Source organism: Acinetobacter sp. 'aerobic (ED)' (genome assembly GCF_904886855.1).
Taxonomy (GTDB): Bacteria; Pseudomonadota; Gammaproteobacteria; order Pseudomonadales; family Moraxellaceae; genus Acinetobacter; species Acinetobacter courvalinii.
The window spans coordinates 1-22,260 of record NZ_CAJHGI010000009.1 but is presented as its reverse complement, the minus strand read 5'-3'; the positions used below and the strand labels follow the sequence as shown (position 1 = coordinate 22,260).

Annotated in this window: 23 protein-coding genes and 1 rRNA gene; 20 read left to right on the top strand and 4 right to left on the bottom strand. The window is 44.0% G+C overall.

Annotated features, from left to right (window positions below; all coding sequences use genetic code 11):
• Positions 1–260: 260 nt before the first annotated feature.
• A complete protein-coding gene (locus tag JO943_RS16170) occupies positions 261–911 on the top strand; it encodes a TetR family transcriptional regulator (RefSeq protein ID WP_005228248.1) in 651 nt (216 codons plus the stop codon).
• Positions 912–1,018: 107 nt separating this feature from the next.
• Positions 1,019–1,654, top strand: a complete 636-nt coding sequence (locus JO943_RS16165) for a TetR/AcrR family transcriptional regulator (protein ID WP_005228246.1) — start codon at positions 1,019–1,021, stop codon at positions 1,652–1,654.
• 52 nt (positions 1,655–1,706) lie between these two features.
• Here JO943_RS16165 and JO943_RS16160 read toward each other — a convergent pair whose 3' ends face one another.
• On the bottom strand, positions 1,707–2,327 hold the full coding sequence (locus JO943_RS16160) for a thiol:disulfide interchange protein DsbA/DsbL (protein WP_005281463.1): 621 nt from the start codon (positions 2,325–2,327) through the stop codon (positions 1,707–1,709).
• A gap of 506 nt (positions 2,328–2,833) precedes the next feature.
• Here JO943_RS16160 and ubiG point away from each other — a divergent pair.
• From ubiG to JO943_RS16100, 12 genes are all read left to right on the top strand, one after another.
• The gene (gene ubiG / locus JO943_RS16155) at positions 2,834–3,547 is read left to right on the top strand and encodes a bifunctional 2-polyprenyl-6-hydroxyphenol methylase/3-demethylubiquinol 3-O-methyltransferase UbiG (RefSeq protein WP_009516391.1); all 714 of its coding nucleotides are present in this window, start codon (positions 2,834–2,836) and stop codon (positions 3,545–3,547) included.
• A complete protein-coding gene (locus JO943_RS16150; RefSeq protein ID WP_171062236.1) occupies positions 3,544–4,245 on the top strand; it encodes an HAD family hydrolase in 702 nt (233 codons plus the stop codon). The genes ubiG and JO943_RS16150 overlap by 4 nt, the downstream gene beginning before the upstream one ends.
• A gap of 30 nt (positions 4,246–4,275) precedes the next feature.
• Positions 4,276–5,022 (top strand): YciK family oxidoreductase, encoded by a 747-nt coding sequence (locus JO943_RS16145; RefSeq protein WP_005228239.1) that lies wholly within the window; start codon positions 4,276–4,278, stop codon positions 5,020–5,022.
• Positions 5,023–5,202: 180 nt separating this feature from the next.
• Positions 5,203–5,586, top strand: a complete 384-nt coding sequence (locus JO943_RS16140) for an RcnB family protein (protein WP_004773416.1) — start codon at positions 5,203–5,205, stop codon at positions 5,584–5,586.
• 112 nt (positions 5,587–5,698) lie between these two features.
• Positions 5,699–7,054 carry an amino-acid N-acetyltransferase gene (argA, locus tag JO943_RS16135; RefSeq protein ID WP_202741307.1) on the top strand — a complete coding sequence of 452 codons (1,356 nt, stop codon included), beginning with the start codon at positions 5,699–5,701 and terminating at the stop codon, positions 7,052–7,054.
• A gap of 312 nt (positions 7,055–7,366) precedes the next feature.
• Complete coding sequence (locus tag JO943_RS16130; RefSeq protein WP_202741306.1) at positions 7,367–8,353, top strand: sulfonate ABC transporter substrate-binding protein; 987 nt, start codon at positions 7,367–7,369, stop codon at positions 8,351–8,353.
• Between the two features lie 94 nt (positions 8,354–8,447).
• Positions 8,448–9,353 (top strand): sulfonate ABC transporter substrate-binding protein, encoded by a 906-nt coding sequence (locus tag JO943_RS16125; RefSeq protein ID WP_413814533.1) that lies wholly within the window; start codon positions 8,448–8,450, stop codon positions 9,351–9,353.
• Positions 9,354–9,374: 21 nt separating this feature from the next.
• Complete coding sequence (gene ssuD / locus JO943_RS16120; protein ID WP_009516397.1) at positions 9,375–10,550, top strand: FMNH2-dependent alkanesulfonate monooxygenase; 1,176 nt, start codon at positions 9,375–9,377, stop codon at positions 10,548–10,550.
• Complete coding sequence (gene ssuC, locus JO943_RS16115; protein ID WP_202741304.1) at positions 10,547–11,350, top strand: aliphatic sulfonate ABC transporter permease SsuC; 804 nt, start codon at positions 10,547–10,549, stop codon at positions 11,348–11,350. Before ssuD ends, ssuC begins: the two co-directional genes overlap by 4 nt.
• Positions 11,351–11,363: 13 nt before the next feature.
• Positions 11,364–12,164 (top strand): ABC transporter ATP-binding protein, encoded by an 801-nt coding sequence (locus JO943_RS16110; protein ID WP_032870817.1) that lies wholly within the window; start codon positions 11,364–11,366, stop codon positions 12,162–12,164.
• A 242-nt stretch (positions 12,165–12,406) separates the two neighbouring features.
• Positions 12,407–13,018, top strand: coding sequence for a TetR/AcrR family transcriptional regulator (locus tag JO943_RS16105; RefSeq protein ID WP_005228225.1), 612 nt, complete (start codon positions 12,407–12,409; stop codon positions 13,016–13,018).
• Between the two features lie 214 nt (positions 13,019–13,232).
• The gene (locus JO943_RS16100; RefSeq protein ID WP_202741303.1) at positions 13,233–13,574 is read left to right on the top strand and encodes a hypothetical protein; all 342 of its coding nucleotides are present in this window, start codon (positions 13,233–13,235) and stop codon (positions 13,572–13,574) included.
• A gap of 98 nt (positions 13,575–13,672) precedes the next feature.
• On the opposite strand, the gene JO943_RS16095 is transcribed toward JO943_RS16100, so the two are convergent.
• Positions 13,673–14,239: a 5'-nucleosidase gene (locus tag JO943_RS16095; RefSeq protein ID WP_202741302.1), complete on the bottom strand. Its 567-nt coding sequence runs from the start codon at positions 14,237–14,239 to the stop codon at positions 13,673–13,675.
• A gap of 62 nt (positions 14,240–14,301) precedes the next feature.
• Complete coding sequence (locus JO943_RS16090; protein ID WP_202741301.1) at positions 14,302–15,435, bottom strand: TDT family transporter; 1,134 nt, start codon at positions 15,433–15,435, stop codon at positions 14,302–14,304.
• A 207-nt stretch (positions 15,436–15,642) separates the two neighbouring features.
• Here JO943_RS16090 and ribF point away from each other — a divergent pair, with 207 nt between their 5' ends.
• The 6 genes from ribF to JO943_RS16060 all read left to right on the top strand — a co-directional run bounded on the left by ribF (position 15,643) and on the right by JO943_RS16060 (position 22,085).
• Complete coding sequence (gene ribF / locus JO943_RS16085; RefSeq protein WP_202741300.1) at positions 15,643–16,644, top strand: riboflavin biosynthesis protein RibF; 1,002 nt, start codon at positions 15,643–15,645, stop codon at positions 16,642–16,644.
• Between the two features lie 56 nt (positions 16,645–16,700).
• Positions 16,701–19,538 carry an isoleucine--tRNA ligase gene (ileS, locus tag JO943_RS16080; protein ID WP_199949954.1) on the top strand — a complete coding sequence of 946 codons (2,838 nt, stop codon included), beginning with the start codon at positions 16,701–16,703 and terminating at the stop codon, positions 19,536–19,538.
• A gap of 4 nt (positions 19,539–19,542) precedes the next feature.
• On the top strand, positions 19,543–20,073 hold the full coding sequence (lspA, locus tag JO943_RS16075) for a signal peptidase II (RefSeq protein ID WP_165569320.1): 531 nt from the start codon (positions 19,543–19,545) through the stop codon (positions 20,071–20,073).
• A 1-nt stretch (position 20,074) separates the two neighbouring features.
• Positions 20,075–20,557, top strand: a complete 483-nt coding sequence (locus JO943_RS16070; protein WP_009516399.1) for an FKBP-type peptidyl-prolyl cis-trans isomerase — start codon at positions 20,075–20,077, stop codon at positions 20,555–20,557.
• 104 nt (positions 20,558–20,661) lie between these two features.
• Positions 20,662–21,204: an NADPH-dependent FMN reductase gene (locus JO943_RS16065; protein ID WP_202741299.1), complete on the top strand. Its 543-nt coding sequence runs from the start codon at positions 20,662–20,664 to the stop codon at positions 21,202–21,204.
• 335 nt (positions 21,205–21,539) lie between these two features.
• Positions 21,540–22,085 carry a type 1 glutamine amidotransferase domain-containing protein gene (locus JO943_RS16060; RefSeq protein WP_202741298.1) on the top strand — a complete coding sequence of 182 codons (546 nt, stop codon included), beginning with the start codon at positions 21,540–21,542 and terminating at the stop codon, positions 22,083–22,085.
• Positions 22,086–22,161: 76 nt separating this feature from the next.
• Here the strand turns inward: JO943_RS16060 and rrf are convergent.
• Positions 22,162–22,260: ribosomal RNA gene (gene rrf / locus JO943_RS16055) — 5S ribosomal RNA — on the bottom strand; the annotation flags it as partial.

Here is a 22,260-nt window from a genome sequence, read left to right as displayed (position 1 = left end):
TAGTGAACATGTGTACACTATATTTATTTGTGTTCACTGAGTCAACACTTGTTCACTAATTTTTTGAATATTTTTTATACGTGTTATAAGCCACTCAAAATACGGGGAAAATAAAGCACTTTTTTCAGATACGACGGGTAATTTGCATACCTGTTGCATCCATAAAGATCAAAAACATCTGTATTTAGCAATGTACGAAGACTAAAAAGTTTCCGTTTTTTTTGCTAGACTCTTTGGTATGGTTTTAATGGATCTTATTCATGTCGATTAGAGATGAACGAAAACAACAGAGTCGACAGGCTTTACTGGATGCAGCCCTCCACCTCAGCACTGCTGGGCGCTCATTCAGTAGTATTAGCTTGCGTGAAGTTGCACGTGAAGTTGGTTTGGTTCCAACGGCGTTTTATCGTCATTTTCAGGACATGGATGCGCTCGGACAAGAGCTGGTCGATCAGGTTTCCTTGCATTTAAAAAGCCTGATTCATCAATTGGGCCAAAGTTATCTGTTACACAGTGGTTCGGCCAAAACCCGGACCAGCATTGAATTATTTGTACAGGCGGTTAATCACAGCCCGCAACAATGGCAATTTATGATTGCGGAGCGTTGGGGCGGATCTGAAACGGTACGTATTGCTATCGCACGTGAAATTGAATTTCTGATCGAAGATCTGGCGATTGACCTGTGCAAGCTAGAAACCTTCAAACACATCAAGGAAGCCAAGCATTTGCAGGTGCTTTCGACCATCCTGATTAATATGTCATTTACCTGGGCCATGACCTGGATCAATCTGCCAAAACAATACACGATCGATCATTTACTCGAACAGCAAAATCTGTTTATTGACAATGCCGCGACCCAAGTGCGCTTATTATTCAGTGGGATTTCCAACTGGGAACCCCAAAACGCTTGATCATATCCAAACCAAAGTTTGATATATAAAAGCATTGCTTCGCGTTATGATGCATTGGACACTAATGCAAATGCAGTGTAGAACACTATGAGGAGCTTATAAGCATCATGAATCCAGATCGTCATACTCAGTTCTTAATTCGTAAAGAAAAAATCTTGCAGGTTGCAGAAAAGCTGTTATTAGAAAACAACCAAGAAATGACCCTCGATGAACTGGTTGCTGAACTGGATATTGCCAAAGGCACCCTATATAAACATTTCCGTAGTAAAAATGAGTTACTGCTGGAACTGATTATCCAGAATGAAAAAGAAATCTTAAAAATTTCAGATAAATACAATACGGATGTCAAAGAGTATGCACCACGTTACATGCTCTATCACCTTACTTCACCAAGCCGTACCATTCTGCTGCATCAGTTAGAAGAACATCTGACCATGACCGAATCCAAGTTAAAGCATCTGTTTGATGAGCTTTACTCGATCCGTCAACAACGTATTGTGTCGTTAAAAGACATGACTGAAAAATATTTAAAATCACAGAATTACGATATGTCGATCCGTGATTATTTGTCTTATATCTGGTCACTGACCTATGGCGCGGCCTTATTGTTGAACTCAAGCTACTACCAGCGTTCGATCGGTTCACGTGAGAAATTGATTAATCTGTATGTCAATCAGGCCTTGTCGCTGCCCACCCAGAAAGTCCAGATTGATTTAAAAGACTTTCAGCTGGAACAAGACTAAATAAAAAAGGACTGTCGCGGCAGTCCTTTTTTTAAATATGTAAATGCATTAATTATTTGGCTTTACGTTCTTTTTCTAACAGGTAATTGACTACTTGAGTGACTTTACCATCTTCACCCTGAACCACATACTTACCATTTACCACCACGGCAGGAACACCCGTCAACTGGTACTGCTGTGCCAGTTTATTTGATTCGGCAATTTTTGCAGAGATCGGGAAAGAGTTAAACATGCTGTTAAACTTCTGCTCAGGTACACCGTAACGGGCAAAGAATTTTGCCTGAGAAGCCTGGTCAAAGATCTGCTGGCCACCTTCATGAATCGCATGGAACAGTGGAATATGTGTCTTTTTACGCACACCTAATGCTTCAGAAACATAATAACCACGCGCGCCTTGTTCCCAGACCTTATTCATTGCCGCCGGTGTACGAAGGAAATAGACGTCTTTTGGAATTTGTTTTAACCATGCCTGCATATGCGGTTCAAGCTTGAAGCAGTGCGGGCAACCATACCAGAAGAATTCACGCACTTCGAGCTGGCCGGCTGGTGCAACCGTTTTACCTGGATTTGCAATCACGGTATAGTCCTTACCAGCCACAAAATCAGCTGCCACGGCATTCATTGAAAATGCTAATGCAGCCACACTCAAACCACTTAATACTAACTTTTTCATTGACTTTGCTTTTCCTCTAAGCATTTTTCGTAAGTTTATATGCTAAATATAAAACAAACACGAGCAATTCGTTTTGCTTCTGTGAAGTTTTTTATTGGATTTATCGCTTTTTTTGCCAGAATCGCTACACTAAGCTAAATTCAGACTCAAAACATTCTCTGAAATTAGATACTCGACAACGTCATCTGCAACCTGAGCGAACCAAAGCATTAAAGCTTTGGTGTAGCGCAAGACAAGCGAAGTGCGTAGTTTTTTTTCAAGCATAGCTTTCACCTTGCGGTACGGCAAAGATTATTAATCTTTGCTATTCGTCCCTCAGGTTTTGCAGATGACAATGGTTTTGCCTACTTTTCCCGAAATGAGAAACAACGTTTCGTAAGGTAGGTCGAACCGAAGGTCTATCCTGAAATAAGATGAAAACTCGGCAAGACTCTGCTTGGTTTAATGTTTTAACTAAGGATTTGATCATCATTACAACTCCATAAAATATTGATAGAGGCTCTTCCATGTCGCAATTGAATGTTGACCCGCAAGAAATCGCAAAATTTGAAGCATTGGCTGCCAAATGGTGGGATCAACATTCTGAATTCCGCCCGCTCCATCAAATCAACCCTTTACGTCTAAACTGGGTGGATGAACGCGTGGGCGGCCTAGCAGGCAAGAAAGTCCTTGATGTCGGCTGTGGTGGCGGGATTCTGGCAGAAAGCATGGCACGTCGTGGTGCCGATGTTGTGGGCATTGATATGGGCGAAGCGCCGCTTGCCGTGGCGCGTTTGCATGCCCAGCAGGACAATGTTGAAAATATTGAATACCGTCAGATTCCAGTCGAGCAACTGGCGCAGGAACAGGCCGGTCAATATGATGTAGTAACCTGTATGGAAATGATGGAACATGTACCAGACCCTGCTTCAATCGTCAAAGCCTGCCAGGCTTTGGTTAAGCCAGGCGGTCATGTATTCTTCTCGACCATTAACCGTAATCCGAAATCATATTTATTTGCCATTATCGGTGCGGAATACGTGCTTCGTTTACTGCCAAAAGGCACGCATGACTATCATAAATTCATTCGCCCTTCAGAAATGGCACATGATATCCGCAATGCAGGTCTCACCCTCAAAGAAATGACCGGTTTACATTACAACCCGATCACCAAACATTACTGGTTAGCGCCAAATGTTGACGTGAATTATATGGTTCATACCACAAATACAGGTGCGTGATGAAAGCTGTTTTATTTGATCTTGATGGTACGCTGATCGATACCGCTGCCGACTTTATCCGTATCATTCAGCAAATGTGCCGTGATGAGCAGCGCCCTGTGGTGGATGCCGCAACCATTCGCACGCAGGTGTCTGAAGGCGCACGTGCCATGGTGAAACTGGTCTATCCCGAATTAGAGATTACCGATCCTGTATTTTTAGGACATCGCCAGCGCTTTTTAGATGTCTATGGTGACAATATTGTAGTCGACACCAACCTGTTTGAAGGCATGTATCCTTTACTGGAAGAACTGGAAGCCCACGATATCCCGTGGGGTATTGTGACCAATAAGCCTCGTGGCTTAAGTGAGCTTTTACTCGCGGCCTTAAACCTGACCGATCGTTGCGCTGTGCTGGTTTGCCCGGAAGATGTCAGCCACACCAAACCCGATCCGGAACCGATGTATCTGGCGGCTAAAAAGCTTAATCTTGATGCCAAAGACATCATTTATGTCGGCGATCATCCACGTGATATTGATGCAGGCCGTAATGCAGACATGTATACCATTCTGGCTGCTTATGGTTATTTGCCTGTAGAAACACGTGATGATCTGGCGGCCTGGCAGGCCGATGCCATTATTCACACCATCCCCGAATTACACCAGCTGCTCAAACAGAAAATCACTGTTTTGTCAGAAAATCAGGGTATGATGGGTTAATTATTAACGATAAAAACAGGAGGCATAACAATGAAATATTCAGAATATCAACCTCGTCCAGATTTGCTGAAAGACCGTATTATCCTGATCACTGGTGCTGGTGATGGTATTGGACGTGCTGCTGCGATGAGTTATGCCCTTCATGGTGCAACCGTTGTATTACACGGCCGTACCCTGAATAAACTTGAAGTGATCTATGACGAAATTGAAGGTTTGGGTGCGCCTCAACCTGCAATCTTACCTTTGCAGCTTTCCACTGCTTCAACGCATGACTACGAGCTTCTGGTCAATACGCTGGAACAGCAATTCGGCCGCCTTGATGGTATCTTGCATAACGCAGGCATGCTCGGTGACCGTGTTGAACTGGCAGAATATCCGGTCGATGTCTGGGATGATGTCATGGCAGTCAATTTACGTGCGCCTTTTGCCCTTACCCAGGCCTTATTACCGTTGCTACAGAAATCTGAACACGCCTCTGTGGTATTTACCAGTTCCAGTGTCGGCCGTGAAGCCCGTGCCTTATGGGGTGCCTATTCAGTCTCTAAAGTAGCCACTGAAGCCATGAGCAAGATTTTTGCCGCTGAAAATACCTATCCGAATATCCGATTTAACTGCATCAATCCAGGGGGTACACGTACCGCGATGCGTGCCAAGGCTTATCCGGAAGAAGATCCAAAGGTTCTTCCAACACCGGATAGCATTATGCCAGCCTACCTGTACCTGATGGGTGACGATAGTCTGGACATGAACGGGCAAAGTATTGACGCCCAAGCTTAATTTCATCCTTACAATAATTCTAAATAACATTGGACCCTGAGGTTAAAACTGTTTTTTCAGAGAAATGAGTGAAAACTCTTCATTGTTTTAAAACAATAATGAATTGATCTTCACAGTTTCTCTGCATTTTTAACGTACAGTAGTTCACATGAGAGACATCCGAAGTCAATAAGGTGCATCATGAAAAAATTTTTCATTATCTTGGTTTTAGGTTCAACCACCCTGTTCAGTAGCATGGGGAGTTTTGCAGGTCCGCACGATCGTGATGAGGATTCGCGCGGTGGCGGCTGGCAAAATGGTCGTGGCTTTGATCGTCCGGATGGTGAAAATCGTCAACGTGAACGCCGTATGCGTGAAGAACGTGGTGTCGAGCGCTTAAAGCAACATCGCTGGCAGGCAGGTTATGTCATGCCACAGCACTATCGTGGCAACGGTTATAAAGTCGATTATAAAGATAATAATCTTCCTCGACCGAGCCGTAACGAGCAATGGTACAAAATCAACAACGACTATATTTTGGTCAATTCGGAAGATAACAGCATTATCCGTATTATGGGTTTCTAGGCACAGCGCCAATCGCTTGACCGCTAAAAGTTGGGTTGTTGGTTTAGGAAGTGATTTATCTTTTCATTTTTTTCGTTAAAATCAGATCAATTGGTACATCTCTGAGATTCACATGGCGACCCAAATGACTGAAACGTTACATAGTACAACCAAAGATTATGTACACTGGTTTCGCCATTCCGCACCGTATATTAACGCCCATCGTGATAAAACCTTTATCCTGATGTTTGCCGGTGAAGCAGTTCAACACGAAAATTTTCAACATATTATTCATGATATTGCCCTGTTGCACTCTCTGGGCATCCGACTCATTCTGGTTTACGGCGCACGCCCGCAAATCAATCAGAATCTGCTTGATCGCAATATTGACACGCCCTTTCACCAGAACCATCGCATTACCACCCGCGAATCATTACGTGGTGTCATGAATGCGGTGGGTTCAATTCGTTTGGAAATTGAAGCCCTACTCTCGATGGGTCTGGCTAATTCACCAATGTACGGCGCTCGCATTGATGTGGTGTCTGGTAATTTTGTCACTGCCAAACCTTACGGGATTCGTGATGGTATCGACTTCCAGCTTACGGGTGAAGTCCGTTCGGTGGATACTGATGCCATTCAGCGTCATCTGGATAACCATAATATCGTCTTGCTGGGCCCAACCGGCTATTCAACTACAGGGGAAGTCTTTAATTTACTGGCAGAAGAAGTGGCGACCAAGACCGCGATTGCATTAAAAGCCGATAAACTGATTTTCCTGGGTGAAAGACAAGGTTTAATGGATACGCAGCACCAGTTATTGCGTGAGTTAAATCCGCACCAGCTGGAACCCTATATTCAACAGAACCAGCAACAATATCCAGAATTTGCGCTCCATCTCAAACAGGCGCAACAGGCCTCTTTATCGGGAGTGCATCGTGTGCATCTGATTTCATATGCCTATGATGGTGCCCTGATTGAAGAGCTGTTCACCCGTGATGGTGTCGGTACCCTGATTACTGATGCGCATTATGAAGAAGTCCGCATTGCCAATATCAATGACGTCGGCGGTTTAATTAACCTGTTACGTCCACTGGAGCAGGAAGGCATTCTGGTTTATCGCTCGCGTGAACGTCTGGAAAGCGAAATTGAACAGTTTGCGGTAATTGAACGGGACGGTATGATCCTGGCCTGTGCAGCCCTATACCCGATTCCGGCCGGATCAGATGAAATCCGTTCTGCTGAAATTGCCTGCGTGGCTGTGGATTCAAGCTATCGTAAATCCAATCGCGGTAGCCAGATTTTACAATTTCTGGAAAGCAAAGCCAAACAACAAGGTATTCAGCAACTGTTTGTGCTTACCACCCGAACCGCGCACTGGTTTCTGGAACAGGGCTTTGTCCCTGCCAGCGTCGATGATTTACCGAATGCGCGTCAGGAGTTATATAACTATCAGCGTAATTCTCTGGTATTTAAAAAGAGACTGCGCTAAGCATTTAGCACGATGAAGAGATATGTTTATTTTTGATAAAGATCTCTCTTCATCATCATTATCTCTGCTTAAGTCTGTATGAAGAATAAATTCACCAACCGATAAAATAATAAAAATTCAATTAAAAACAAAAACTTAATATGTTTCATTTTTTAATTCTTATTCCATTTATGGATAAGGTTATGCAATCTTGTATTTTGCACTTTTACTCATAAACAAAGCCCGATTTGTTATTTTTTATGCAATAAAAAAAGTTTTAGCTTAGTTGCTCATCTATTTAAATCTTTTGATTTTTCGGGGAGCACAACCATCATGGCTATTTCAAACCATCGCTCATGGACAACATCTACCCTCATCGCGGCAAGTCTTGCCAGTTTGTTGGGTGTTGCAGGCTGTGCCAAAAAACCTGAGCAGCAAAGCACCACAAAACAAGAAACCACCACATTAAATATCGGCTTTCAAAAGTATGGCATCTTGCCGATTGTCAAAGCAAAAGGTGAATTAGAAAAAACGCTTGCTGCTCAGGGTGTACAGGTGAAATGGGTTGAATTCCCGGCCGGACCCCAGTTATTGGAAGGTTTAAACGTCGGAAGTGTGGTCTTGGGCGAGGCTGGTGAAGCACCACCGATCTTTGCCCAGGCTGCCAATCCCAATCTGGTCTATGTGGCCAATCAGCCCGCTGCCCCATCCGCAGAAGCCTTGATTGTGCAAAAAGATTCGCCAATTCAATCGATTCAGGATTTAAAAGGCAAGCGTATTGCATTGAATAAAGGTTCCAACGTGCATTACCTATTACTTAAGTTACTGGAAGAAAATAATCTGACCTTAAGTGATATCCAGCCCGTTTACCTTCCGCCTTCAGATGCACGTGCTGCCTTTGAAAAAGGTGCTGTCGATGCATGGGTGATCTGGGATCCATTCCTAGCTGCAGCTGAGCATCAGATTCATGCACGTGTCATTGCCAATGGCGAACATCTGGTCAGTAACCATCAATTCTATCTATCTGATCGCCAATTCGCAGAAAATCATCCGCAAGTGCTAAATACCGTGGTCACCACGCTCAATCAAACCACGGACTGGGTCAAAACGCATCCAGACGATGCTGCAAAACTATTAGAAAAACCGACCGCACTTGAATTCGATATTTTAAAAACGTCGATTTCCCGTATGGGCTTTGGAGTTCAGCCTATTTCCGAAAAGGTTGCCAAAGAACAGCAATATGTGGCTGATGCATTTTTTGCCCAGAAGCTGATTCCCAAGCAACTGGTCATTCAAGATGCATTACTGAGCAAGAAATAAGCCCATTTTAAGTCTTCTATTTGAGTATAAGGATATGGTCATGCAGCAACACACCCGTCGGTTCGAATCTTTGATCACCTTGGCCAGTCTGGGCATGTTGCTAAGCAGCCCGGTCTGGGCAATTGATCCAAGTGTTAAACAGCTGCGGATTGGCTTTCAAAAAAGTTCGATTAACTTTGCCATTACCAAGCAGCAAAAACTACTGGAACAAGAGTTTCCCAATGCCAAAGTGACATGGAACGAGTTTCCAGCTGGCCCACAAATTTTAGAAGCGCTCGCAGTCGGCTCGATTGATGTGGGAGTCACAGGCGACGCCCCGCCAGTCTATGCACAAGCGGCAGGAAAACCGCTCTACTACATTGCCTATGAAACCGCAAAACCGCTGGCTTCCGCAATTTTAATCCCAAAGGGTTCCAGCTTAAAACAGCTCGCCGATCTTAAAGGTAAGCGTATTGCCTTACAAAAAGGCTCGAGTGCACATTTTTTACTGGTTCAGGCCGTACGCAAAGCAGGTTTGAAATGGAGTGATATCCAGCCGATTTGGCTCACTCCTGCCGATGCACGGGCTGCATTTCAAAAAGGAGCGGTCGACGCCTGGGCAATCTGGGATCCTTATTACGCATCAACCGAACTGGAAGATCAGGCCAAAGTCCTGGCGACAGGTAAAAATCTGAGTCCCAATTATACCTTTTATCTAGCAGCACCGAATTTTGTCCAGCAGCATCCTCAAGCCGTGACAGGACTGCTAAAACAGATTAATCAGGCCGATCGATGGGTCCAGCAACATCAGAATGAAACTGCCGACCTGATTGGCAAAAGTACAGGCCTTAAACCAGCTGTCAGCAGTTTATTTGTGCAACGTCGTCCGCGCCCTTCTGCCGCCGCGCCACTGAATGCCAAGGTGATTGCAGAGCAACAACAACTCGCGGACATTTTTAGCCAGCAAGGCATTATTCCGAACAGCATCCGTATCAAACAAGCTGTTTGGCAAGCCAAGTGATTTCAATAGATAGGTAAGCATATGAATATTTTCTGGTTTATTCCCACTCATGGTGACAGTCGTTATCTTGGCACCAGCAAGGGCGCTCGTCAGGTCGATCATGCTTATATGAAACAGATTGCCGTAGCGGTGGACAATCTCGGTTATGCCGGTGTCCTGATTCCGACCGGACGCTCTTGTGAAGATCCATGGATCACCGCTGCCAGCCTGATTGATGCCACCAAACAGCTGAAATTTCTGGTGGCTCTGCGCCCTGGCATTACCACCCCGGCACTTGCTGCCCGTATGGCCGCCACCTTTGACCGCCTCTCCAATGGGCGTATTCTGCTTAATTTGGTGACTGGCGGCGACGAGCAAGAACTCAAGGGTGATGGTCTCTATGAAGATCACAGTACCCGTTATCAGACTGCCTCTGAATATGTCAAAATCTGGCGTGAAATCCTGACCCGCTCACATACTGGCGAATCGTTTACCTTTCACGGCGAACGCCTCAGTGTCGATGACGCCAAACTGCTCTACCCGCCTGTACAGCAACCTTATCCTCCACTGTGGTTTGGTGGTTCATCAGAAGCTGCAACTGAATTGGCAGCAGAACAGGTCGATACCTATTTGACCTGGGGTGAGCCTCCTGCTGCAGTGAAAGAAAAGGTCGAATATTTGCGTGCCAAAGCAGCGGCCAAAGGGCGTACCCTGAATTACGGGATCCGCTTACATGTGATTGTGCGTGAGACCAATGAACAGGCTTGGGCAGCAGCAGATGAGCTGATTCAATATCTGGATGATGCCACCATTGCTGCAGCGCAGAAAAAATTTGCGCAAATGGATTCTGTTGGCCAGCAGCGTATGGCTGCCCTTCACGGCGGACGTAAAGATCAACTTGAAGTTTCACCGAACCTCTGGGCAGGCATTGGGCTGGTCCGTGGCGGCGCAGGAACCGCTTTGGTCGGTGATCCTGAAACGGTTGCGGCACGTATTCAGGAATATGCCGATTTAGGTATCGATACCTTTATCTTCTCAGGCTATCCACACCTGGAAGAATCGATCCGTTTTGCAGAACTAGTTTTCCCATTATTACCCCTTAAAACCCGCGAAAAACTGGCACAGCCACATTTAACCGGCCCCTTTGGTGAAATCATTGCCAATAATTACGTGCCGGAGGTCAAGGAAGCTAAGCCCTTGGCCAAGGAGACTGCATGAATAGTAAAGTTTCCGTCAATAATGTTTCACGTGGAACACAAAAAATAGGCAGCGGTTTATTGCCTTGGCTATTTCCAGTGTTACTGGTGCTGGTTTGGCAGGCTGCTTCAAGTTCGGGCCTGTTACAAAGCCGGGTATTACCCGCTCCAAGTGCTGTGGTAAGTGCGTTCTGGCACTTACTGCTCAGTGGTGAACTTTGGCAGCATGTCAAAGTCAGTGCGGGTCGCGCTTTACTGGGTTTACTGATTGGCGGTGGCTTGGGGCTGATTTTAGGGCTACTCAACGGCTCATCGCGTATTGCTTCAACCTTGCTTGATACCACCTTGCAAATGATCCGTAACATTCCGGCATTGGCCCTGATTCCATTAGTGATTTTATGGTTCGGGATTGATGAAACGGCCAAACTGTTTCTGGTTGCAGTGGGCGTGTTTTTCCCAATCTACATCAATACCTATCACGGCATCCGTTCCGTCGATCCCCAGCTGATCGAAATGGGTAAAAGCTATGGACTTAGCCGCTGGCAGTTGTATAAAGACATCATTTTACCCGGTGCCATGCCTTCCATACTGGTCGGTCTGCGTTTCTCTTTAGGACTGGTCTGGGTCCTTTTGATTGTGGCCGAAACAATTTCTGCACAATCAGGAATCGGCTATATGACCATGAATGCACGGGAATTTTTACAGACTGATATTGTGCTGGTCGGTATTTTACTCTACGCACTGCTGGGCAAATTGGCCGATGTCTTGGCTCAAGGTTTAGAACGTTATTTATTACGCTGGCATGCAGGCTACCAGAAATAAAAGGGAGATAAAGATGAGTAATTTAAATCTAAATTTCTATGACAATAATCTGGTGCAACCAGTCACTGAACCAGAAACAGCTCAGGCACCTGCCAATGGCGCAGATATTCTGATTGAACAACTGTATAAGTTTTATGGTGAAGTCAAGGTTCTGGAAGATCTTGATCTGCATATTCAGGCCGGTGAATTTGTTGCGGTCGTCGGACGTAGTGGCTGTGGTAAAAGTACCCTGCTCCGTCTGATTGCCCAACTCGAAAAAGCCAGTTATGGTGAAATTAAATTCCAGTCTGCCCGTCATTTTCGTGAAGGTATCACCAATGCAGACATTCGGGTGATGTTTCAGGACCCTCGCCTGCTGCCGTGGAAAAGCGTTCTGCAAAATGTGCAATTGGGACTACCTAAAGAACAGCACCAACTCGCAGCAACCTTACTGGAAAAAGTCGGTTTAAAAGAAAAAGCCTCGCAATGGCCTGCACAACTTTCAGGGGGGCAACGTCAACGTGCCGCACTGGCACGTGCGCTCTCGCATTCACCCCGTATTTTGCTTCTGGATGAACCTTTAGGCGCCTTAGATGCCCTGACCCGTTTGGAAATGCAAAACCTGATCGAACGTCTCTGGAAGGAACAAGGCTTTACCGCCATTCTGGTGACACATGATGTAAGTGAAGCTGTTCAGTTGGCAGATCGAATTATCCTTCTGGATCAGGGCCATATCGCGCATAATTTTCAGGTGAATCTGCCACGTCCACGTAAAAAGAGTATTGCTTTTGCACAACTTGAACAACAAGTCCTTGATGCGGTTTTAGCCACCTAAAACCGTTTCACTTTTTCTAAAAAATGCGGCAAGTCATCAAAAATAACGATTTCAATTGATGACCAATATATGAATTATTTACAAAATATGTATGACCTTTTTTAGATTTCAATAATTATCAAACACATCCCCAATTTTGGCCCAAAAAGTATAATTTTTTCGATAAAAAAATTCTGTGACTGTGCACAAATCCGGCAATTTATCTTACAATGTCAATGACATTTTTTGAATCAAGCTCGCAGATGGAACAGAAAAAAAGTACACAAAAGCGCAATCAACTGCTGAATGCTGCCCTGGATGTTTTTTCCGTCTATGGGTTTAGTGGCGCAAGTCTGGATGAGATTGCACAGCTCGCAAATATGCATAAATCCAATATTTTCTACTACTATGAAAATAAAGAGTCACTGTATGTGGAAGTGCTCACCACGGTTCTGCAAAAATGGCTGGCACCTTTGCAGACCTTGGAGTCTGAACTTGAACCGACAGAAGCACTGACGCATTATTTAATTCAAAAAATTGAAAGCTCACGTGACCAGCCGAAGGCTTCACGTTTATTTGCACTCGAGATTATTCAAGGTGCTCCTCATATTTTGCCGATCCTGAAAGGTCCGTTAAAAAAGCTGTTTAAGCGTAAAGCTAAAGTCATTCAAACTTGGCAAGAACAAGGTAAATTGTCGGCAGAGATTGATCCAGAACTGTTGATTCTGAATATCTGGGCCATTACACAGAATTACGCGGATTTCTCGACCCAGATTGAAATGGTGACAGGCAAAACCTTGCGTAATCGGAGTATGTTTCAACGCAGCATCGAGCATACTGTGCATGTGATGTTATACGGCGTATTGCCGCGTTAAATTTTCTTCATAAGCTTTATTTTAACGACTGAAATAGAAAAAGCGGCTTTGTTAGTCGCTTTTTTTCAAGGCGTATAACACTGAAACAGAATTGACTAGGATAGTGATGCTAAATATAAAGTCTTAAGTATTTATTATAAAAAATATTATATTAATTTTAGGAAAATTTTATAGTGTATGGTAATTCCACTTGATAATAGGAGGGTTAGAAATAATGAGTTTTTTCACAGAATTACAAATTAGACATACTGACTTTGATGAGTTGGACCTTTCGTCAGAAAAGCAAAAAATTTTGGAAATATTGAAAAATGATGGAATTCATGAAGATGTCTATAGCAATTTAGCCACGGCCTTTTTTAATGGTAAAGATAGTCTTAATGTTGATCCTATTTATTGTTTTGAGTTAATAGAAAAAATAATAAAGCTATTTCCTAATTCTAATTTTGAATGTCGTGGACTTGGCGAAGAATATTTTTATACATGGATCATTTGTGTTGAAAATGGTCAAATTATTTTTAGGTATGAGCCATGGAAAAGTGAAAACCCTTTCATTTAAGATAATGAGCACTATTCGATTTAAATAAAAAATAACTTTTACTTTCAAAAGATTAATAATTTTTCACCAACATATACTACAGCATTAGATCATTGCATTTAAAAATGCGCCTGATACAACGCCAATAATTTTTGCGCGCCAAGCAGTAGATTTTCTTCCCAATCTAAATGAGCCGTATCATTGGCACCATCAGTAATATATTTAACAGAAATCAAACGTACACCCAGTTTCTGACATACTTTAGCTAAGGCATAGCCTTCCATATCCACCAGATTACAGCTGACTTTCGGTAAGCCTGTTTCAAACGAATCACCCGTACCACAAATTCCTTTGGGTAAAAGCTCAAAATGCGGCTGGGCATGGATTTCAGCAGGAATCTCGTCATCCATTGGTGTCACACCCACGGCGAAACCTAAAGGAGTTACATCCATATCACGCTGCACGAAAGTCGTGACTTCAACCAGACTATGCGCATCAAAATGGGAACTTCCGGCACTGCCTAAATTGATCAGCGTTTTGCATCCCGTCTTTTGAATCACTTCAAATGCCTTGAATGCTGCATTAATTTTGCCGATGCCACTGTAATGAACGTCAATCCCTGCTTGCTCAAACAAACCTTTGGATTCACTCGGCAACGCCATAATCAGGGCAATATCAGCATTCATAAAAAGACTCGTTCAAATCAAAATAGAGACACAAAAAAGGTGTGCTCAGGCACACCTTGATATTATTGCATCTTCTGCTGTAAGGCGACCAAACAGGGAGAGAAAAATAATTGACCGCTATATGCCCCTGCCAGCGTTTTCTTCATCACCAAGGCCCATAATCCGACCAGCAGCAAACTGAGAACCACAGCCGCATACTGTAAAAAACCGATATGTAACTGATGTGCCAGATTAAAAATCGCCAAAATAAATACACCGAACGGGAACGTGAGACCCCACCAGCCTAGGTTAAATGGAATGCCAGTGCGCATATGGCGTAATGTAGTCAAAATCGCGATACCAAACCACCATAAACCGAAGCCTAATAACACCAGACTCGCTACGATGCCTAAAGCAGGTAATAACGTTGCCAAGCCTTCAAAGCCCATCGCTTGCATGATCCGTGGCGCCTGCTCACCAAGTAATAATAACGCTAACGCCCCTGTCCCAATCGGGCCCAAACATAGCCAGCTAGAAATCGCCACTTCTTTCTCAGGCAACTGATGCAATGCCAGACGTAACATCAGGATGGTTAAAATCGCAAAAGCAGGTAAGACAGAAATGCCCCATAATACATAGCCTGTGATCAAGATGGTCAAGGCATGCTGATCGGCTGCTAAATGTTGCAACAACAAGCCCGCAGAGCTGGCAGCAACTTCACAAGCCACGATCGGCAACAGCCAGACGGCGGTCATGCGTTGCAGTTGATGGTCCTGACAACTAAACATGCAAAATGGCACCACCCACGCAATCACTACAGCAAGAACAACATCGATATACCAAAGGTAAGTGGCTATCTGGATGGCAATATCGCCATATAAATGTGTTCCGAAACTGAGAAAACCATTGGCAATCGTGGCTAAGCCCATCGGAATCGCACCGAGGAATAAGCTCATGTTGGGGTGAGTAAAAATCTGCTTGGCTTCAGTTGGAAATAAGATCCAGCGTAAGATATACAGCACACTAAAAGTGCTAAATAACAGAATATTGAATTGCCACAACTTCGTCGCAAGCATAAACAAAAGAGATGAAGCAAAAGGCAGCTGTGTTAAAATCATCGCCACAACCCCGGTGCCCATGGTGGCAGTAAACCAGTTCGGGGTAAAATGGCGTATTACATCGGTGCTCTGCTCTAGCTGATAAAACGGCTTTTTCATCTCTATCTCGATATCAAGCGACTATGCAGCTATTTTAATTCAACCATTAAATAAGAAAAATTGATTTATTTTTATTTAATGAATCAATTTAATTGATATAAAACTTCTAAATCCTGAAATTTTTCTGTGTAAAAACACAACAACAAGACGAAACGCTGAGAATATGGCAATATATAGCCTTTGCAAAAATCACTGTATTTAACGCCCATGAAGTTGCTTCGTCTCAACGCATTATCGCCAGATTTTCAGTTACCGCCGACTGCGGTAACGATCGGCAATTTTGATGGTGTCCATCTCGGCCATCAAGCGATGATTGCTCAACTCAAAACGTTGGCTTCTGCGCAAGGCTTAAAAACATTAGTGATGATTTTTGAGCCGCAACCGCTTGAATTTTTTAAAGGTTATGATGCTCCACCACGGATTAGCTCATTACGTGAAAAAGTAGAATATTTAACCGAGCTCGGTGTGGATTACATTGCGGTCGCAAAATTCGATCAATATTTTAGAAGTCTAAATGCCACAGAATTTGCAGACCTACTCAAATTAAAACTGAATGCGCAAAGCCTTGTACTGGGAGATGACTTCCATTTTGGTAAAGATCGTCAAGGCAACAGCGAATTTCTACGCAACTATGGCTTTGATGTCACCAATTTAAATACCATTGCCTTAAACGGTGAACGGGTCAGTTCAACCCGTATTCGTCAGGTCCTACAAGCAGGTGATCTGGCTTTAGCGGCAAAATTACTGGGACGTCCATATAGCATCACTGGCCGTGTCCAGTATGGTGACCAGATTGGTCGCACCCTTGATTTCCCAACGATTAATGTGCGTTTGAACCGCCATAAACCCTGCTTAAACGGGATTTATGCGGTCGATGTGGTGTGTGAAGATGCCTCTCTTACGGCAAAAATAAAACATGTAGATCCTGCCCTTAATGGCATCTCTGGCTATCAAGCCGACAGTTTGTTTGGTGCAGGTCATGTGGGAACACGCCCAGCCATCAAACAAGACCAGCCAGAATGGCGATTAGAGGTACATTTCCCTGATGTTTCTGCTAATCTGTATGGCTTATTGATGCGGGTAACCTTCCTTCACTATTTACATGGTGAGCTGAATTACCCTTCGCTTGAAGCCCTCAAAGCCGGAATTAATGATGATGTGCAAAAGTTGCGAGATTATCGTAGCAGCACAGCAGAATTTCCTTTTTAAATTTAAAACGTAATACATGTCAGTTTACAAACTGATCAAACTGGAAGAAAACTTGCATGAGCGATAAGCAAACTCCTGAAAATGCAGTGGATTATAAAGCCACACTCAATTTGCCAGCGACTGAATTTGCCATGAAGGCAAACTTGGCTGTGCGTGAAGCCAAATGGTTAGAAGAGTGGTATGCCGACAACATTTATCAGCAGATTCGTGCATCGCGTATTGGCAAGAAAAAATATGTCCTTCATGACGGCCCTCCATATGCCAATGGTCAAATTCATTTAGGCCATGCCGTCAATAAAGTCTTAAAAGACATCATTATCAAAAGTCGTGTTTTAGATGGCTTCGATGCACCTTATGTGCCAGGTTGGGACTGTCACGGTCTGCCAATCGAACTGAAAGTAGAAGAAAAAGTCGGTAAGGTCGGCGTCAAGGTTGATGCATCAACTTTCCGTAAAGCATGCCGTGAATATGCTTACACCCAAGTCGAATTACAGAAAAAAGACTTTGTACGTATGGGCGTGTTTGGTGACTGGGACAATCCATACCTCACCATGAACTTCAAACAAGAAGCAGATATCGTACGTGCGCTTGGTGCAATCGCCAAGGCAGGTCATATTGAGCCGGGTTTAAAACCAGTGAACTGGTGTATGGACTGTGGTTCTTCTCTGGCTGAAGCTGAAGTTGAATACGAAGATAAAAAATCAGATGCGATTGATGTCGGCTTTACCGTGGTTGATCTGAAAGATCTCAGCACACGTTTGAATGTCGAGGTGAAAGATGCGACTGATATCGTGATCTGGACCACGACGCCATGGACCTTGCCTGCCAACCAGGCGGTTGCGTTGCATGCTGATATCGACTATCAATTGGTACAGGTGACCACTGACCGTGGTACGCAAAACTTTATTCTGGCCAAAGATCTGGTCGAATCGGCAATCGAGCGCTATAAGCTTGAAAACCCAGTTGTTCTTGCTGATTTCAAAGGTGCGGCAATCGAAAACCTTCTTTTGCAACATCCGCTATTAACTGATCGCCAAGTGCCTGTCATTTTAGGCGAGCACGTGATTGCAACCAGTGGTACAGGTGCAGTTCATACCGCACCAGGCCACGGTGTAGACGACTATAAAGTCGGCTTGCTGTATCAATTGAAAGTTGAAAACCCTGTAGGCGGCAATGGTGTGTATTTACCCACTGCACCAATTTTTGCAGGCGAACACATCTATAAAGCCAATCCTCAAATTATTGAAGCGTTGGGTGCAGTCGGTCGTTTATGGGCGCATCAGCCAATCAAGCATAGCTATCCGCATTGCTGGCGTCACAAAACACCAATTATCTTCCGTGCGACACCACAATGGTTTATCAGCATGGATGCCAACGGTCTACGCCAAAATGCATTAAACGCGATTGAAAATGACATCGAGTTTGTGCCTGATTGGGGTCAAAGCCGTATCCAATCCATGATTGAAGGTCGTCCTGACTGGTGTATCTCACGTCAACGGACCTGGGGTGTGCCAATCCCGTTCTTCGTTCATAAAGATACTAACGAATTGCATCCGCGTACGCCTGAACTGATTGAAGAAGTGGCTAAGCTGATCGAACAGGAAGGGATTGACGGCTGGTATAACCGCGAAGCAAGTGACTTCATTGGTGCAGATGCCGAAAACTACAATGCAATCCGTGACACACTGGATGTCTGGTTTGACTCTGGCACCACCCACTATGCGGTGCTACGTGAACGTGAAGACCTGCAAGATCCTGCAGACTTGTATCTTGAAGGTTCAGACCAACACCGTGGCTGGTTCCAGTCTTCATTGCTGACCTCAATTGCCATCAATGAACGCGCGCCATATAAAGGCTTGCTCACCCACGGTTTTGTGGTCGATGAGAAAGGCCGTAAAATGTCTAAATCATTAGGTAATATCATTACCCCACAAGACATTATTAAAGATATGGGTGCAGATGGCTTACGCTTCTGGATCGCTTCTGCAGACTACCGTTATGAAATGACGGCCGGTAAAGAAATCTTTAGCCGTGCTTCAGATGGTTACCGTCGTATCCGTAACACCTTACGTTTCTTGCTGGCGAACCTGAATGGCTTCAAGCCATCTACGGATGCGCTGCCAGTGGACCAGTTGATTGCATTAGACCAATACATCCTGCAACGTGCTGCTGAGGTTCAAAAAACCATTCAGCAAGCCTATGAAGAGATGAATTTCCATATTGTGACCAATGCCCTCACCAACTTCTGTATCAACGATTTGGGTGGGTTCTATCTCGACATCATCAAAGATCGTCAATACACAACCAAGGCAGATTCACAAGCACGTCATTCTGCCCAAACCGCGCTATACCATATCGTTCAGGCCTTTGTCCGCTGGATGGCACCAATTCTCAGCTTTACCGCACAAGAAGCATGGCCTTTAATCCCAGAACAAACTGAAAAATATGTGTTTACCGCTGAATGGTATGACATTCCAACCGCATCAACAGCAAACTTACTGTCTGAAGCAGATTGGCAAACATTGATTAGCGTAAAATCAGCAGTAAATAAACAGATTGAAGCAGCACGTAACGCTAAACTGATTGGCAGTAACTTATCTGCAAAAGTTGAACTTTGGGCAGATGAAGCATTACAGAAATTGTTGAACCAATTGGCTGATGAATTACGCTTTGTCTTGATCACCTCTCAAGTCATTGTGCATCCGTATGCTGAACAAGGTGAAAGCACTGACCTTGCCGGGTTACGTGTTCAGGTTTCAGCGGCGGATGGTGAAAAATGTGTACGCTGCTGGCATGTGCTGCCAGATGTAAATACACACGTTGGTCATGCTGGTTTATGCGCTCGTTGTATTATCAATGTCACTGGCAGTGGCGAAGTGAGAAAATATGCATAATTCTGTGCAAACAAGCCCCGCGAAAAAAGGCTTATTCCAGTTTTACCCGCACAACTTCATGTGGCTTGGACTTTCTGTCCTTGCCATTGTGCTGGATCAATGGACCAAATGGATTGCAAGTTCGCATTTAAATTATGCTGATCCTGTTCCGGTTCTGCCTTTTTTAAACTGGACATTACTTCACAATCATGGCGCAGCATTTAGCTTTCTATCTGATGCGGGTGGCTGGCAACGTTATCTGTTTACCTCTCTAGCAGGCATTGTGTCGGTTATTTTTGTGTTCTGGCTGATGCGCATGCCAAAGAAAATGATCGTTTTGCCTATGGCGATTGCGTTGATTCTCGGTGGAGCCATTGGCAACCTGATTGACCGTGTCAGTCTGGGCTATGTGGTCGATTTTATCCATGTCTATTACCAGAACAGCCATTTCCCGGCATTTAACCTTGCAGATAGTGCCATTACTTTGGGAACGATTTTACTGCTAATCGATACCTTCTTCCTCGAGAAGAAACGCAACCAAAATGCGGATAGATAAGATGAACGAAATTATTCACCCAAACGAAGAAATTCGTATTCAGGACGGTTCAAAAGTTGACTTGCACTTTTCGGTTTCAATCGAAAATGGTGTTGAGATCGACAATACCCGTGGCCGTGAAGAACCTGTCAGTCTGGTGATTGGCGACGGTAACTTGTTACCTGGCTTTGAAAAAGCTTTATTTGGTTTACGTGCAGGCGATCGTCGTACTGTACATTTACCACCTGAAGATGCTTTTGGCCCCTGGAATGCTGAAAATATCCAGATCTTCGATACGGTTAAGTTTGAACAACGTCCCATCGTTGGTCATATGATTGAATTTGAAGATAAGGCCAAAGCCACCTTATTTGGAATTGTAAAATCGGTCAATGATGACACCACTGAAATCGATTTTAATCATCCACTGGCAGGCAAAAATATTACCTTTGAAGTGGAAATCTTTAAGGTTACCCCTGCTGGACAGCAAGGCATTAAATTGATGTAACATAAAAGCTCTCAAATGAGAGCTTTTTTTAACCCTGAATAAAAGTATAAGATCATTAAAAGACATTTATTTTCGATTCAAAGCAATAACACAGGAAGATCAATATGCTCATTTACATTATCGTCGGTAGTATCCGCGAAGGCCGTACAGCCATTAAAATCGCCAATTGGGTCGATCAGGCTATCAATGGACTTTCATTAAATGATATTCAGACCGAGATTATCGATCTGAAAGAATGGGCCTTACCTATCTTTGCAGGCGCGCATCCTCCAGCGACAGGTGTTTATGACCAACCTAAACAACAACAATGGGCCGATAAAATTGCCGCCGCTGATGCATTTATCTTGATTAGCCCTGAATATAATCATGGCTACAGTCCAGCACTCAAAAATGCATTGGATTACGTGGCTAAGGAATGGCAAGGTAAACCCGCGGCTTATGTGGGCTATGGTGCAACCAATGGCTCGCGCTCAATTGATCAACTCCGTCAGGTCGCGACCTATATCGGCTTGGTGGACAGCAATGCAGTTCTTGAAATCCGTGATATTTTTAAACGTAATAAAGAAGAAACGTTTGAAGCCAATGAATTTGAAGTGAAAGGCTTGTCAGCGTTAATAAGTAAACTACAGAAGTATCATATCGCTTAATTGTACGCCTAAGCGTACGTTGATCAGGTAGATTTACGTCTATATCCAACCCAGCTTAATCGTTAATATATGAAGCATAGAGAGACAGGAAGTCTCATTGAGAATAATAAAACACACAGGACGTGGTCGTTAATAGGATATCAACGACATAAGCGGAATACGAAGAAGCCCCGTCAGGATGATGGGGCTTCTTTTTATCTATTTGTTATCTATTTGAAGCATGTAACAGAAATTGACATCGTATCCCGCAAGATACAATCTGCCCCAGAAAGCCCTACATTTTTCATGTTTTTAGCTTGTTACCCTAAAATAAAAATGATTTTGAGGTCGTAACCATGGGTAAAAAAGCATTAATCATCACATCTAACGCAGGCGTTGAACATGATGAGCTGATTCAGCCACTCGAATTTTTAAAAGGCAAAGGTATTGAAGTCATCCATGCTGCAGAAAGCTTTGATGCTGTGCAGACGGTAAAAGGTGATAAGGTACTTGGTCCAAGTTACACACCACAAGCCTCATTGGATCAGGTTTCTGTAGAAGATTACGATATTTTGATTATTCCTGGCGGTACCGTCAATGCCGATACCTTACGGCTCAACGAAAAAGCCCATGCCATCATTCAATATTTTACTGATCAAAACAAGCCAATTGCCGCAATCTGTCATGCGCCTTGGACACTCATCAATGCAGAACGCATTAAGGATAAAAATCTGACGTCCTATAAAAGCATTCGTCTGGACCTAGAAAATGCAGGTGCACATTGGGTTGATGAAGCGGTACATCGTTGTAATACCAATGACTGGCCTCTTATCACCTCACGCTGCCCAGATGATATTCCACAGTTCAATGAAGCTATCTTGAAAGAGTTAAGCCAAGAATAAGCTCTTAGACAGCATTATTTTTTCCCACAATAAAAAAACACCCCCAACCGTCAGGTTGGGGGTGTTAGTATTTAAAAGCTGGCGATGACTTACTCTCACATGGCAAGTGCCACACTACCATCAGCGCTAAGAGGTTTCACTTCTGAGTTCGGGAAGGGATCAGGTGGTTCACTCT

Coding starts and splice junctions, on each gene's coding strand:
- JO943_RS16165 (WP_005228246.1), top strand. CDS start 1,019: ATGAATCCAGATCGTCATACTCAGTTCTTAATTCGTAAAGAAAAAATC.
- JO943_RS16105 (WP_005228225.1), top strand. CDS start 12,407: ATGGAACAGAAAAAAAGTACACAAAAGCGCAATCAACTGCTGAATGCT.
- ssuD (WP_009516397.1), top strand. CDS start 9,375: ATGAATATTTTCTGGTTTATTCCCACTCATGGTGACAGTCGTTATCTT.
- JO943_RS16100 (WP_202741303.1), top strand. CDS start 13,233: ATGAGTTTTTTCACAGAATTACAAATTAGACATACTGACTTTGATGAG.
- JO943_RS16170 (WP_005228248.1), top strand. CDS start 261: ATGTCGATTAGAGATGAACGAAAACAACAGAGTCGACAGGCTTTACTG.
- JO943_RS16065 (WP_202741299.1), top strand. CDS start 20,662: ATGCTCATTTACATTATCGTCGGTAGTATCCGCGAAGGCCGTACAGCC.
- ribF (WP_202741300.1), top strand. CDS start 15,643: ATGAAGTTGCTTCGTCTCAACGCATTATCGCCAGATTTTCAGTTACCG.
- JO943_RS16070 (WP_009516399.1), top strand. CDS start 20,075: ATGAACGAAATTATTCACCCAAACGAAGAAATTCGTATTCAGGACGGT.
- argA (WP_202741307.1), top strand. CDS start 5,699: ATGGCGACCCAAATGACTGAAACGTTACATAGTACAACCAAAGATTAT.
- JO943_RS16140 (WP_004773416.1), top strand. CDS start 5,203: ATGAAAAAATTTTTCATTATCTTGGTTTTAGGTTCAACCACCCTGTTC.
- JO943_RS16090 (WP_202741301.1), bottom strand. CDS start 15,435: ATGAAAAAGCCGTTTTATCAGCTAGAGCAGAGCACCGATGTAATACGC.
- ssuC (WP_202741304.1), top strand. CDS start 10,547: ATGAATAGTAAAGTTTCCGTCAATAATGTTTCACGTGGAACACAAAAA.
- ubiG (WP_009516391.1), top strand. CDS start 2,834: ATGTCGCAATTGAATGTTGACCCGCAAGAAATCGCAAAATTTGAAGCA.
- JO943_RS16110 (WP_032870817.1), top strand. CDS start 11,364: ATGAGTAATTTAAATCTAAATTTCTATGACAATAATCTGGTGCAACCA.
- JO943_RS16130 (WP_202741306.1), top strand. CDS start 7,367: ATGGCTATTTCAAACCATCGCTCATGGACAACATCTACCCTCATCGCG.
- ileS (WP_199949954.1), top strand. CDS start 16,701: ATGAGCGATAAGCAAACTCCTGAAAATGCAGTGGATTATAAAGCCACA.
- JO943_RS16160 (WP_005281463.1), bottom strand. CDS start 2,327: ATGAAAAAGTTAGTATTAAGTGGTTTGAGTGTGGCTGCATTAGCATTT.
- JO943_RS16145 (WP_005228239.1), top strand. CDS start 4,276: ATGAAATATTCAGAATATCAACCTCGTCCAGATTTGCTGAAAGACCGT.
- JO943_RS16095 (WP_202741302.1), bottom strand. CDS start 14,239: ATGAATGCTGATATTGCCCTGATTATGGCGTTGCCGAGTGAATCCAAA.
- JO943_RS16060 (WP_202741298.1), top strand. CDS start 21,540: ATGGGTAAAAAAGCATTAATCATCACATCTAACGCAGGCGTTGAACAT.
- JO943_RS16125 (WP_413814533.1), top strand. CDS start 8,448: ATGTTGCTAAGCAGCCCGGTCTGGGCAATTGATCCAAGTGTTAAACAG.